The 13,344-nt window shown below is 58.9% G+C and carries 10 protein-coding genes; 7 read left to right on the top strand and 3 right to left on the bottom strand.

Going from position 1 to position 13,344, the window contains the following annotated elements; translation table 11 throughout:
• Positions 1-1,076: 1,076 nt before the first annotated feature.
• A complete protein-coding gene (locus AO240_RS02245) occupies positions 1,077-1,565 on the bottom strand; it encodes an Lrp/AsnC ligand binding domain-containing protein (RefSeq protein ID WP_003176896.1) in 489 nt (162 codons plus the stop codon).
• 155 nt (positions 1,566-1,720) lie between these two features.
• Here AO240_RS02245 and dadA point away from each other — a divergent pair, with 155 nt between their 5' ends.
• From dadA to AO240_RS02215, 6 genes are all read left to right on the top strand, one after another.
• A complete protein-coding gene (dadA, locus tag AO240_RS02240; RefSeq protein WP_099234993.1) occupies positions 1,721-3,022 on the top strand; it encodes a D-amino acid dehydrogenase in 1,302 nt (433 codons plus the stop codon).
• Positions 2,994-3,347 carry a RidA family protein gene (locus AO240_RS02235; protein WP_099234992.1) on the top strand — a complete coding sequence of 118 codons (354 nt, stop codon included), beginning with the start codon at positions 2,994-2,996 and terminating at the stop codon, positions 3,345-3,347. The genes dadA and AO240_RS02235 overlap by 29 nt, the downstream gene beginning before the upstream one ends.
• Positions 3,348-3,424: 77 nt before the next feature.
• Complete coding sequence (alr, locus tag AO240_RS02230) at positions 3,425-4,498, top strand: alanine racemase (RefSeq protein ID WP_099234991.1); 1,074 nt, start codon at positions 3,425-3,427, stop codon at positions 4,496-4,498.
• Between the two features lie 116 nt (positions 4,499-4,614).
• Positions 4,615-5,163, top strand: coding sequence for a cupin domain-containing protein (locus AO240_RS02225; RefSeq protein ID WP_058413834.1), 549 nt, complete (start codon positions 4,615-4,617; stop codon positions 5,161-5,163).
• 181 nt (positions 5,164-5,344) lie between these two features.
• On the top strand, positions 5,345-5,755 hold the full coding sequence (locus tag AO240_RS02220) for a cytochrome c5 family protein (protein WP_099235004.1): 411 nt from the start codon (positions 5,345-5,347) through the stop codon (positions 5,753-5,755).
• Between the two features lie 149 nt (positions 5,756-5,904).
• Complete coding sequence (locus tag AO240_RS02215) at positions 5,905-7,827, top strand: acetyl-CoA hydrolase/transferase C-terminal domain-containing protein (protein ID WP_099234990.1); 1,923 nt, start codon at positions 5,905-5,907, stop codon at positions 7,825-7,827.
• Positions 7,828-8,652: 825 nt separating this feature from the next.
• Here the strand turns inward: AO240_RS02215 and AO240_RS02210 are convergent.
• The gene (locus tag AO240_RS02210) at positions 8,653-9,225 is read right to left on the bottom strand and encodes a xanthine phosphoribosyltransferase (RefSeq protein ID WP_003195447.1); all 573 of its coding nucleotides are present in this window, start codon (positions 9,223-9,225) and stop codon (positions 8,653-8,655) included.
• A gap of 58 nt (positions 9,226-9,283) precedes the next feature.
• Positions 9,284-11,293, bottom strand: coding sequence for a DNA helicase Rep (gene rep / locus AO240_RS02205; protein ID WP_058413831.1), 2,010 nt, complete (start codon positions 11,291-11,293; stop codon positions 9,284-9,286).
• Between the two features lie 256 nt (positions 11,294-11,549).
• On the opposite strand from rep, the gene AO240_RS02200 reads away from it, so the two are divergent.
• Positions 11,550-13,214, top strand: coding sequence for a bifunctional diguanylate cyclase/phosphodiesterase (locus AO240_RS02200; RefSeq protein ID WP_099234989.1), 1,665 nt, complete (start codon positions 11,550-11,552; stop codon positions 13,212-13,214).
• The last annotated feature ends 130 nt before the right edge of the window (positions 13,215-13,344 follow it).

Here is a 13,344-nt window from a genome sequence, read left to right as displayed (position 1 = left end):
GTGCTTTTTTCTCAAACCGCGCTAGAACTTCTGCCCACATCGATTTCGTTCCCCTGACTGGCGTTTTGGGGGATTTTATCAAAGACCTTGAAAGGGCTGGCTCTTACAGCGGGTCACTTTTGAACAGCGCAAAAGTAACCAAAACGCTCTTGCCCCACCACTCGGNCACTCGGCACCTCGCTTAGGCTCGGTGTGCCCTCACTCCGATATTACGGAGCGGGCCGCCGCGACGGGGCGTCCCTGCCCCGTCGCGGCTAAACCGGCGTCCTGCCGGTTTACCCGCTCCGTAATATCTGCGTTCGGCCAGCGTGGTTTAACGGGCGCCTTAGATCAAGGTCACAATCACAAGCAGGCGGCCTGAAAGCCGACCCAATCTCACATGCTGAATGCGGTCAAATGTGGGAGATTCTATGGCTGAAAAAGCGGGACGCAGAGCGTCCGGAGCGGCATTACCACGCAGAGCGTGGGAACGATCATCTAAGCCGACCCAATCTCCCAAGCAGAATGTGGAAAAACTGTGGGAGGGGGCTTGCTCCCGATGGCGGTGTATCAGTCACAGATGCAGTGACTGACACTCTGCTATCGGGAGCAAGCCCCCTCCCACAAAAGCAAAAAAAAGCAGATCTGCCGTGTTTGCAAAACTGCCTTTGATCCGCTTCAACCACTCAGGTCGGCTTTCAGGCCGCCGTGCTCTTGCTTTTGATCTTTGTGATCTTGATCTGAGAAGCGCCCCGTTAAACCACGCTGGCCGCACGCAGGCTTGAATCCGTGGGTACCCCGGCAGGACGCCGGGTTAGCCGCGCTGGGCCAAGGATGGCCCATCGCGGCGGCCCACGGATTCAAGCCTGCGGGCGGGCATGCCGAGCCTAAGCGAGGCACCGAGTGGTGGGACGAGGACCTTTTGGTTACTTTTGGGTCCTTTCAAAAGTGACTCGCTGTAAGAGCGAAACCGATACAAGCCATCACCCAAACAACGGATATACACGAAAACCCAAAGAACACCCCCAAGCCCGCTTCCCGCGCGACAGCGCTACATCAAAGATGCAGTGGGGCCTCCCACAATTCACTGAGTTCAGTCAGTCCGGGATCGGCAGGTTCAAGCTCTCTTTCACTTCTTCCATCACGATATAGCTCTTGGACTCGCGCACGTGGGGCAGCTTGAGCAGAATATCGCCGAGTAATTTGCGGTACGAGGCCATCTCCGAAATCCGCGCTTTCACCAGGTAGTCGAAGTCCCCCGACACCAAGTGGCACTCCAGCACATGCGGCAGTTTGAGCACGGCGCGGCGAAACTCTTCAAAGGTGTCGCCGGATTTGTAATCGAGGCTGATCTCGACGAACACCAGCAAACTGCCCTTCAAATGCTGCGGATTGAGCCGCGCGTTGTAGCCCATGATGATGCCTTCGCGCTCCAGCCGGCGGACCCGCTCGGTGCACGGCGTGGTCGACAGCCCAACCTTTTCCCCAAGCTCGGTGAACGAGATGCGCCCGTCGGTTTGCAGGATGCGCAGGATATTGCGGTCGATCTTGTCCAGCTCCCGCTTGGTCTGAGTGTTGGTACGCATAGGGGATACGCCTCTGTGAAAAGGGTTTTTGCCGAGAATTGTCGCCAAATATAGGCAGTTATATAGTGAAATGCACTGCCGATTGCTTTTTATACTGCGCCTATCATTGCTCTAACAACACACGTCAGCGGCCACGCCGCGATGAGGGTCTGAAAATGCGCGTTCTGGTCTTGGGTAGCGGCGTCATTGGTGTGACCAGTGCCTATTATTTGGCGCGGGCCGGCTTTGAAGTTGTTGTGGTCGACCGTCAGCCCGCCGCTGCCATGGAAACCAGTTTCGCCAATGCAGGCCAGGTCTCGCCGGGTTATGCGTCGCCATGGGCCGCGCCGGGCGTGCCGCTTAAAGCCTTCAAATGGCTGCTGCAGCGCCACTCGCCGCTGGCGGTCAAGCTGACCGGCGATATCAATCAATACCTGTGGATGGCGCAGATGCTGCGCAACTGCACCGCCAGCCGCTATGCGGTCAACAAAGAGCGCATGGTGCGCCTGTCCGAGTACAGCCGCGATTGCCTCGATGAGTTGCGCGCCGAAACCGGCATTGCCTACGAAGGCCGCAGCCTGGGGACTACGCAACTGTTCCGCACCCAAGCCCAATTGGAAAACGCCGCCAAAGACATCGCCGTGCTGAAAGAATCCGGCGTGCCGTTTGAGCTGCTCGATCGCGCCGGTATTGCCCGCGTCGAGCCGGCCCTGGCCAGCGTCACCGAGATTCTCGCGGGTGCCCTGCGCCTGCCGAATGACCAGACCGGCGACTGCCAGATGTTCACCACGCGCCTCGTGGGAATGTGCAAGCAGTTGGGTGTGGAATTTCGCTTCGAGCAGAACATCCAGCGCCTCGATTACGCCGGTGACCGCGTCAACGGCGTGTGGATCGACGGTACGCTGGAAACCGCCGACCGCTACGTGCTGGCTCTCGGCAGCTACTCGCCGACGTTGCTCAAGCCGTTGGGGGTCAAGGCACCGGTGTACCCACTCAAGGGTTACTCGTTGACGGTGCCGATCACCAACCCGGCGATGGCGCCGACTTCGACCATTCTCGACGAGACCTACAAGGTCGCGATTACCCGTTTCGACAATCGCATCCGCGTCGGCGGCATGGCTGAGATAGCCGGTTTTGACCTGTCGTTGAACCCGCGTCGGCGTGAAACCCTGGAGATGATCGTCAACGACCTTTATCCTCAGGGCGGTGATTTGACCGAGGCCACTTTTTGGACCGGCCTGCGTCCAACCACACCCGATGGCACGCCTATTGTCGGTGCCACCCCGTTCAAGAACCTGTTTCTGAATGCTGGCCACGGCACGCTCGGCTGGACCATGGCCTGTGGCTCTGGTCGTTTGTTGGCCGACCTGATTGCGAAAAAAACGCCGCAGATCAGCGCCGAAGGCCTCGATATTTCCCGTTATGGCAACCACCAGGAGTCCGCACAACATGTCAATCCAGCGCCAGCTCACCAATGAGCGCATGAGCCAGATCGTCGTTCACAGCGGTACCGTGTACCTGGCAGGGCAAGTCGGCGACGACATGAGTGCCGGGATTGAACAACAGACCCGTGAGACCCTGGTCAATATCGAGCGTTTGCTGGACCTGGCAGGCACTGACAAAACCAGGCTGCTCTCGGTGACGATCTACCTGAAAGACATCGACGCCGATTTCGCCGGGATGAACGCGGTGTGGGACAAATGGCTGCCCAAAGGCGTGGCTCCGGTGCGTGCCACGGTTGAAGCCAAACTGTGCGAACCAGAGATTCTGGTAGAGCTGTCGGTCGTGGCCGCGCTGCCTTAAACCCAATCCCTTTCACGGCGCCGAGGTTGTTGCTCGGTGCCGGTTTTTTTCACTTTGCCGCCTAGAAGCCTGCCGCCATGCGTCCTGCCCGTGCCCTGATCGACCTCCAAGCCCTGCGCCACAACTACCAATTGGCGCGTGAAGTTACGCGGGCCAAAGCCCTCGCCGTGGTCAAAGCCGATGCCTACGGCCATGGCGCGGTGCGTGTGGCCCAAGCGTTGGAAGCCGAGGCCGACGGGTTTGCGGTGGCGTGCATCGAGGAAGCATTGGAGCTGCGTGCGGCCGGTATCCGCGCGCCAATATTGCTGCTCGAAGGTTTTTTTGAAGCCAGCGAGCTGGCGCTGATCGTCGAGCATGATCTGTGGTGCGTGGTGCATTCGTTGTGGCAGTTGGACGCGATTGAACAAACCCGGCTGAGCAAGCCGCTGACCGTGTGGCTCAAGCTCGATTCGGGCATGCACCGCGTCGGCCTGCACCCCAAGGATTACCAAGCGGCTTATCAGCGCCTGCTGGCCAGCTCGAAAGTGGCCAAGATCGTATTGATGAGCCACTTCGCCCGCGCCGATGAGCTTGATTGCGTGCGCAGTTCTGAACAAGTGGCGGTGTTTGAGGCGGCGCGCCAAGGCTTGTCGGCCGAGGTAAGCCTGCGCAACTCGCCGTCGGTGATGGGCTGGCCGGGTGTGGCCAGTGACTGGGTGCGCCCGGGCATCATGCTTTATGGCGCCACGCCGTTTGGCGACGAACAGGCGGTGGCCGAGCGCTTGCAGCCGGTGATGACCCTGGAATCCAAAGTCATCTGCGTGCGCGAACTGCCGACCGGCGAGCCGGTGGGCTACGGTGCCAAGTTCATCACCTCAAAACCGATGCGTATCGGAGTGGTTGCGATGGGCTATGCCGATGGCTACCCGCGTCACGCACCGACTGGCACGCCGGTGCTGGTGGCGGGGCAGCGCAGCCAATTGTTGGGGCGGGTGTCGATGGACATGCTGTGTGTCGACCTGACCGACCTGCCGCAGGCCGGCCTCGGTTCCACGGTGGAACTGTGGGGCAAAAATATCCTTGCCAGTGATGTCGCCGCCGCCGCCGAGACCATCCCTTACCAGATCTTCTGCAACCTGCGCCGCGTGCCGAGGCTCTATTCCGGCGCTTGAGAGTCGCGTACGAGCAGGGCCGGCCGTGATTTAGGCCAAGGTGTTGTAAATACTGAACGCTGTCGCCATGATAACGCTCAATTACAACAAAGCCTGAATCCTAGGAGGCTCCTGCATTGGACGTCGGCGAACGACTGCAATCCATCCGTAAACTCAAGGGTCTTTCCCAGCGTGAGCTCGCCAAGCGCGCGGGTGTCACCAACAGCACCATTTCGATGATCGAAAAAAACAGTGTCAGCCCTTCAATCAGCTCCTTGCGCAAGGTGCTGGGCGGCATTCCCATGTCGATGGTCGAGTTCTTTTCCGAGGAGATCCTCCAGGAAAAACCGACGCAGATCGTCTACAAAGCCAATGAGCTGATCGACATCTCTGATGGCGCCGTCACCATGAAACTGGTCGGCCGCGCGCACCCTAGCCGCGCCATCGCGTTTCTCAACGAGATTTACCCACCGGGCGCCGACACGGGCGTAGAGATGCTCACCCACGAAGGCGAAGAAACCGGGATTCTGGTGGAAGGCCGCCTGGAATTAGTGGTGGGTCTTGAGACTTTTGTGCTCGAAGCGGGCGATAGCTACTACTTTGAAAGCACCAAGCCGCACCGTTTCCGCAACCCGTTCGACGTGCCGGCGCGACTAATCAGCGCAGCCACACCCGCAAATTTTTAAGCATAGAGGCGCCCTGCCAGCGTTGTAGAGGCGCCCGCGGCCGTATTTGGTGGCACTTAATATCCCTTTGTTTAATAGGGTTGTTTCGGCCGAGCGGGCTACCCGCTATACTCTCGACGCCTGTGAAACCGTGGCCGCAGGCGTGAATAGCCACCATGAGGGTGAACGCGTGAACCTGATTATGAAAATGCTGGCTGCACCAGCAACCGTACTGGCCCTATGGGCTGTCAGCGCTCAAGCTGCGACCAACGATGAGATTGCCAAGCGCCTGGAGCCTGTCGGCCAAGTCTGTGTTCAGGGCCAGGAATGCAAAGGGATGGACGTTGCCGTGGCTGCGGGCGGCGGCGCTGCAAAAACGCCGGACGAAATCATCGCCAAGCACTGCACCGCCTGCCATAGCGCCGGTCTGTTGGGTGCACCGAAAATCGGCGACACCGCCGCCTGGAAAGAACGCGCCGACCACCAGGGCGGCCTCGATGGCATCCTGGCCAAGGCGATCACCGGTATCAACGCCATGCCGCCGAAAGGCACCTGCGCGGATTGCTCGGATGACGACCTTAAAGGCGCCATCAAGAAGATGTCCGGCCTGTAATCTGCCGCTCTTCGCCAAAAACGCCGCTTACGAGCGGTTTTTTTGTGCCTGCGTATCTCGCCTTTAGTAAGGTTTCGCGGCTGTTCATTGCAGCAAAGACCTGCCACTTTCTGTCCAACCCCCAATAATGGAATGTTCAGGAGGGTCGGATGGTGCAGTTGTGTTCAATCGAGCAAGCAGTTGACGACGTACTGGCGCGTTTGCCGGCGCATATCCACATGGGTATGCCCTTGGGCCTGGGCAAGCCCAACCTGTTCGCCAATGCGCTGTACCGGCGCATCGCCCAGTTGCCTGAGCGGGCGCTGACGATTTACACCGCGTTGAGCCTGGGGCGGCCGGAATTGGGCGATGGTGTGCAGAAGCGCTTTCTCGAACCCTTTATCGAACGCGTCTTCGGCGATTACCCCGAGTTGGATTTTCTCGCCGACCTGCACAACGACAGCCTGCCCGCCAATATCCGTGTGCAGCAATTCTTCATGCAGCCGGGCAGCCTGCTGCACAGCGCGTCGGCGCAACAGGATTACGTGAGTAGCAACTACAGCCATGCGGCGCGCGATATTAACGCCGCCGGCCTGAACCTGGTGGCGCAACTGGTTGCCAGCAGCAGTGAACATCCTGACCGCCTGAGCCTGAGCTGCAACCCCGACATCACCCTCGACCTTATGCCAATGATCGCCAAGCGCCGCGAGGCGGGCGAAACCATCCTGATCGTTGGTCAGGTTCACACCGATTTGCCTTACATGCCGGGCGACGCCGAATTGGGCATGCACGAGTTCGACTACCTGCTCGACGAAAAGGACAGCTCCACGCTGTTTTCCACGCCGAACATGCCGGTGGGCTTTCAGGATCATTTTATCGGCCTGCATGCCAGCACCTTGGTACGCGACGGCGGCACGCTACAGATCGGCATCGGCTCAATGGGTGATGCGCTGACCGCCGCATTGCTGGCGCGCCAGGCCGATAACGAAGCCTATCGCTTGCTGCTGACGGATCTGGACGTGTATCAGTGGGCGCCGCTGATCAGTCGCGAAGGCGGTGTCGCACCCTTCGCGCGCGGCCTGTATGGCTGCAGCGAAATGTTCGTCAACGGCCTGCTGGTATTGGCCGACGCTGGCATTATTCGGCGCAAGGTCTACCCGGACGTGGCGACTCAAGAGCAGGCCAACGCCGGCACCCTGGATGATGCAGCGCAACCCGACGGCGTCTCGATTCATGGCGGCTTCTTCCTCGGGCCACGCAGTTTTTACCAGCGCTTGCAGGAGATGACTCACGCCCAGCGCCTCCAATTCAACATGACCCGCATCAGCTACATCAACGAGCTGTACGGGCAGGAACAGCTCAAACGCCTGCAACGCCTGGACGCGCGATTTATCAACAGCGCGATCATGGTGACGTTGCTCGGCGCAGGTGTGGCGGACCAGTTGGAGGATGGCCGCGTGCTCAGCGGCGTGGGCGGGCAGTACAACTTTGTCACCCAAGGCCATGCATTGGAAGGCGCGCGCTCGATCCTTATTCTGCGCAGCTGGCGCGAGTCGGAAGGCGACGTCAGTTCCAATATTGTCTGGGAGTATGGTCATTGCACCATTCCTCGGCACCTGCGGGACATCGTCATCACCGAATACGGGATTGCCGATCTGCGTGGGCAAACGGATGCCAAGGTGATTGAGGCGCTGCTCAATATCACCGACTCCAGGTTCCAGGACGACTTGATCGAGCAGGCGCAAAAAGCCGGCAAGCTGCCCAAAGACTTTCAACTCGACCCGCGCTTTGCCGAGAATACGCCGGAGCGCCTCAAGGGCATTCAGGCGCGGCATCGCCGGTTGTTTCCCGAGTATCCGCTGGGCACTGACTTCACGGATGAGGAGCGGGATCTGTTACGGGCGCTGAACTGGCTCAAGAGCAAATTCAAGCTGACGGAGATTCTGGAGCTCGGCAAAGCGGCGCTGGATGCACCGGAACCCGAAGCGTTCCCGGAGCATCTGAGGCGAATGCGCCTGGATAAACCGGAAGGGCTGAAAGAGGATTTGTATCAGCGCCTGTTGCTCGCCGGCCTGCAAGCCACTTCGCACTGACAAGCTATAGACCGGGCACAACCCCTTCAGTGTGAGGGGCTTGCTGATGAGGGTGTATCAGTCACTCATGAATCGACTGACACACCCTCATCGGGAGCAAGCCCCCTCCCACATTTAATCTTCATTGCAGCCAATAAAGCTGGCACAACCCTGCCACATTTGATCTTCATTGAGGCAATAAAGCTGGCACAACCCTGCCACATTTGATCTTCATTGAGGCAATAAAGCTGGCACAACCCTGCCACATTTGATCTTCATTGAGGCAATAAAGCTGGCACAACCCTGCCACATTTGATCTTCATTGAGGCAATAAAGCTGGCACAACCCTGCCACATTTGATCTTCATTGAGGCAATAAAGCTGGCACAACCCTGCCACATTTGATCTTCATTGAGGCAATAAAGCTGGCACAACCCTGCCACATTTAATATTCATTGAGGCAATAAAGCTGGCACAACCCTGCCACATTTGATCTTCATTGCAGCCAATAAAGCTGACACAGCGCTGCCACATTTGATCTTCAGTGCAGCCAATAAAGCTGGCACAACCCTGCCACATTTAATCTTCATTGAGGCAATAAAGCTGGCACAACCCTGCCACATCTGATCTTCATTGCAGCCAATAAAGCTGACACAGCCCGGTCACTGTGGGAGGGGGCTTGCTCCCGATGGCGGTATATCAGTCACTCATGAATTGACTGACACACTCTTATCGGGAGCAAGCCCCCTCCCACATTTGATGTCCAGGGCATCCTATATAGCTGGCACAACCCTGCCACATTTGATCTTCATTGCAGCCAATAAACCTGGCACAACACACGCACCGGTTACTCGATGAAAGTCACCACGCCACCGGCCAGCGACTTAACCCGCGCCAGCGATTCAACCCGGTAACCCTGCGCGTCCAGTTCCGCACGGCCGCCCTGGAACGACTTCTCGATCACAATCCCCAAGCCCGCCACGGTCGCGCCGGCTTGCTTGATAATCGAAATCAGCGCCTGCGACGCCTTGCCGTTGGCCAGGAAGTCATCAATCACCAGCACGCGGTCACTGCTGGTCAGGTGGCGCGGGGAAATGGCCACGGTGCTTTCGGTTTTTTTGGTGAACGAATACACGGTCGCCGACAGCAGGTTTTCAGTCAGGGTCAGGGATTGTTGCTTGCGCGCAAAAATCACCGGTACGCCGAGGTTAAGGCCGGTCATGATCGCCGGCGCGATGCCTGAAGCTTCGATGGTGACGATCTTGGTGATGCCCGAGTCCTTGAACAGCGCGGCGAACTCGTCGCCGATCAGTTTCATCAGCGCCGGGTCGATCTGGTGGTTCAAAAAGGCGTCGACCTTCAGAACCTGATCGGAAAGCACGATGCCTTCTTCGCGAATTTTCTTGTGCAGTGCTTCCACGGAAAGCTTCCTCTAATGGCGCGATGTGCGCCGAAAGTAGATTAAAAAGTAGTCGATTTTAGCGCTTTAACATCGCGCGTATATCCGCCAGGGCGGTGTTGCCGCGAACGGCTTTCACCTCGGTCGGGGTGTCGTCATTGCCTTCCCATGCCAAGTCGTCCGGCGGCAGTTCATCGAGGAACCGGCTGGGCGCGCAATCGATGATTTCGCCGTACTGCTTGCGCTTGGCGGCAAAGGTGAAAGCCAGCGTCTGACGCGCGCGGGTAATGCCCACGTAGGCCAGGCGCCGTTCTTCTTCGATGGTGTCGGCTTCGATGCTGGAGCGGTGTGGGAGAATTTCCTCTTCCATGCCCATGATGAACACGTAAGGGAATTCCAGGCCCTTGGACGCATGCAAGGTCATCATCTGCACGCCTTCGGCGCCGTCTTCCTCTTCCTGCTGGCGCTCAAGCATGTCGCGCAGCACCAGCTTGCCGATGGCGTCTTCGACGGTCATCTCGCCGTCTTCGTCTTTTTCCAGGGTGTTCTTCAGCGCTTCGATCAGGAACCAGACGTTGCCCATGCGGTAATCCGCGGCCTTGTCGCTGGAACTGTTGGTGCGCAGCCAGTTTTCATAGTCGATGTCCATGACCATGCTGCGCAGCGCGCTGATCGGGTCTTCGCCGGCGCATTGCTCGCGCACCTTGTCCATGAAGCGTTTAAAGCGCGCCAGTCGATCGGTAAAGCGCGTGTCGAGGTGTTCGCCCAGGCCGATTTCGTCGGTGGCGGCGTACATCGAAATCTTGCGTTCGGTAGCGTAGTTACCGAGCTTTTCCAGGGTAGTGGAGCCGATTTCCCGGCGCGGCACGTTGATCACGCGCAGGAAGGCGTTGTCGTCGTCCGGGTTCACAATCAGCCGGAAGTAGGCCATCAAGTCTTTGACTTCCTGGCGCCCGAAGAAGCTGTTGCCGCCCGACAGGCGATAGGGAATCTGATGGTGCTGCAGCTTCAGCTCGATCAGCTTGGCCTGATAGTTACCGCGATACAGAATCGCAAAATCGCTGTAGGGCCGGTCGGTGCGCAGGTGCAAGGTCAACAGCTCGACGGCCACACGCTCAGCTTCGGCGTCTTCGTTGCGGCAGCGGATCACCCGGATTTCGTCGCCGTGGCCCATCTCGCTCCACAGTTGCTTTTCGAACTCGTGCGGGTTGTTCGAGATCAGCACGTTGGCGCACCGCAGGATGCGGCTGGTGGAGCGATAGTTCTGCTCCAGCATCACCACTTTCAGCGACGGATAATCGACCTTCAGCAACATCAGGTTTTCTGGCCGGGCACCGCGCCAGGCGTAGATCGACTGGTCGTCGTCGCCTACCACGGTGAACTGGTTGCGTTTGCCGATGAGCATTTTTACCAGCAGGTACTGGCTGGCGTTGGTGTCCTGGTATTCGTCCACCAACAGGTAGCGGACCTTGTTCTGCCATTTTTCGAGAATGTCGGCATGTTCCTCGAACAGTTTTACCGGCAGCAGGATCAGGTCGTCGAAGTCCACCGCATTAAACGCCTTGAGCGTGCGCTGGTAGTGCGTGTACACGATGGCGGCGGTCTGTTCCTTGGGGTTGCGCGCGTTTTCCAGGGCTTGGGGCGGCAGGATCAGCTCGTTTTTCCAGGCGCCGATCATGTTCTTGATCTCATCCACGCCGTCGTCGCCTGCATATTCCTTTTGCATGATGTCGGTCATCAGCGACTTGACATCGGCCTCGTCGAAAATCGAGAAGCCCGGCTTGTAGCCGAGGCGCGCATGCTCCTTGCGGATGATGTTCAGGCCCAGGTTGTGGAAGGTGCACACCGTGAGGCCGCGGCCTTCGCCGCCTTTGAGCAGCGAGCCGACACGCTCTTTCATTTCTCGCGCCGCCTTGTTGGTAAAGGTCATGGCGACGATGTACTGGGCACGGATGCCGCAGTTTTGAATCAGGTGCGCGATCTTGCGGGTGATCACGCTGGTCTTGCCGGAACCGGCACCGGCGAGCACCAATAGAGGGCCGCCGACGTAGTTCACGGCTTCTTGCTGCCGGGGATTGAGTCGGGACATACGGAATTCAGGGAGTCGTTGTTCAAAGGGGCGGGCATTTTAACAGGCTCGCAGAATTGTGCGCTCACAGAACGACAGTGTGACGTACCACTCGATCTAAATTTGCCGGTTTTGATAGTTTGACGCAGGATATGTGGGCTTTTTGCGACTAATGCCTACAGTCAGTGTATTTGATAACGCCTATCATTGGTGATTATCAGGCTGCGCGTCATACTGCCCGCCGCCAACGAAATTTTGCAGAGTCTAGGGAGCTAGCTTGTCTACGCCTGTCGAACCCTTGCGTTTGCTGCTACTGGCCGATGAGCCAGCGTGGGCAGCGTTGTTGCGCGAGTGCCTGGCGCCGATGGGCGATGGGGCTGTGCTGATCAGCGCGCCCCACTGGGACTCGGTGAGTCGTTTGTTCGATGACGACCACACGGCCGTGTTATTGACCACGCCCAACCTGCAACCCGGCCCAGGCCGCTGCAGTTTAACGTGCGTATTGCTATTGGAGCAGGAACCGCTGGTGGCTCCGCTCGGTGTCAGTGATTGGTTGATCCGCGATGTTCTGAGCGCCGACACCTTGCGCCGCTGCTTGCGCCATGTTCGCGAGCGGGGCGTGCTGGAGAACACCTTGCAGCGCCTGGCCGAGCAGGACCCGCTCACCGGCATCGCCAATCGCCAGGGTTTCCAAACCTTGCTGGCGGCGCGCCTGGCCGAAAACGAGGGCCGCGGCTTGGCCCTTGGCCACTTGGACCTCGACAATTTTCGTCACGCCAACGACGCCTTGGGCCACCAGGCCGGCGACCGGCTTATCCTGCAAGTGGTCTCGCGGCTCAAGAGTCAGCTTGAAGCCGGCGACCAGTTGGCCCGCCTGGGCAGCGATGAGTTCGCCCTGTTGATTGATACCCGACGCGCGCCCCAACGCGCGGAATGGATGGCCGAGCGCATCACGCAAGCCATGGCCGAGCCTTATTGGGTAGACGGCGAAAGCCTGTTGATTGGCTGCAGCCTGGGCGTGGCGCATGCCCGCGCCAGCGCCGGGGCCGACCCGTTGATGTGGCACGCGCATATCGCCATGCAGCAAGCCAAAAGCACGCAAGGCTGCACCTTTCATATCTTCAACGAACGCATCAACCCCAACGCGCGCAGCCTGGCTGATTTGGAAAGTGAGCTGCGCCGCGCGCTGCGCCGTGACGAGCTGGAACTGCATTACCAGCCGCGCCTGGACCTGGACGACGGGCATATCGTCGGCCTCGAAGCCTTGGTGCGCTGGCGTCACGGCGAACGTGGCCTGTTGCCACCCAGCGAATTCGTGCCGTTGGCCGAGCAGAGTGGCCTGATCGTGCCGTTGGGCTATTGGGTTATTTCCAGAGCCTTGCGCGACATGCAAGACCTGCGCGAACGCGGCCTGCCGCCGCTGCACATGGCGGTCAACCTGTCGTTTCGGCAATTCCAGGACAGCCAATTGCTCTCCACGCTTAGCCGGCTGATTGCCGAGCGAGGGGTGGATGCGCAGTGGCTCGAATTTGAGCTGACCGAAACCGCCGTGATGCGCCGCAGTGATTTGGTCAAGCAGACCATGGACGCGCTCGGCCGCTTGGGTGTGCGGTTTTCGCTGGATGACTTCGGCACAGGGTTTTCGTCGTTCGTGCACCTCAACAGCCTGCCGATTGCCTTATTGAAGATCGACAAAAGCTTTGTCGGCGGCATGGAAGAGCGCGAAGAAAACCGCAAGTTGGTGCATGCGATGATCAACCTGGCCCACAACCTCAACCTGGAAGTGGTCGCCGAAGGCGTGGAAACCCCTGAGCAACTGGCGCTTTTGCGCTTGTTCGGTTGCGACCAGGCGCAGGGTTACCTGATCAGCAAACCGCTGCCGCTGCCGGAGTTGGTGGAGTATTTGACCTTCGGTAAGAGCCAGCAGGCGCTGCTGGGTTGAATTGCTACCCCAATAAAAACTGTGGGGGCGGGTTTGTGTGGGAGCTGGCTTGCCTGCGATGCAAACACCTCGGTGTGTCAGGCATCACCAGGTGATGCCATCGCAGGCAAGCCAGCTCCCACATTGACCG

Source organism: Pseudomonas sp. ICMP 460 (assembly GCF_002723595.1).
Lineage (GTDB): Bacteria > Pseudomonadota > Gammaproteobacteria > Pseudomonadales > Pseudomonadaceae > Aquipseudomonas > Aquipseudomonas kitaguniensis.
Note: the sequence above shows the minus strand (reverse complement) of the source record. Positions and strands in the feature narration are given on the sequence as shown.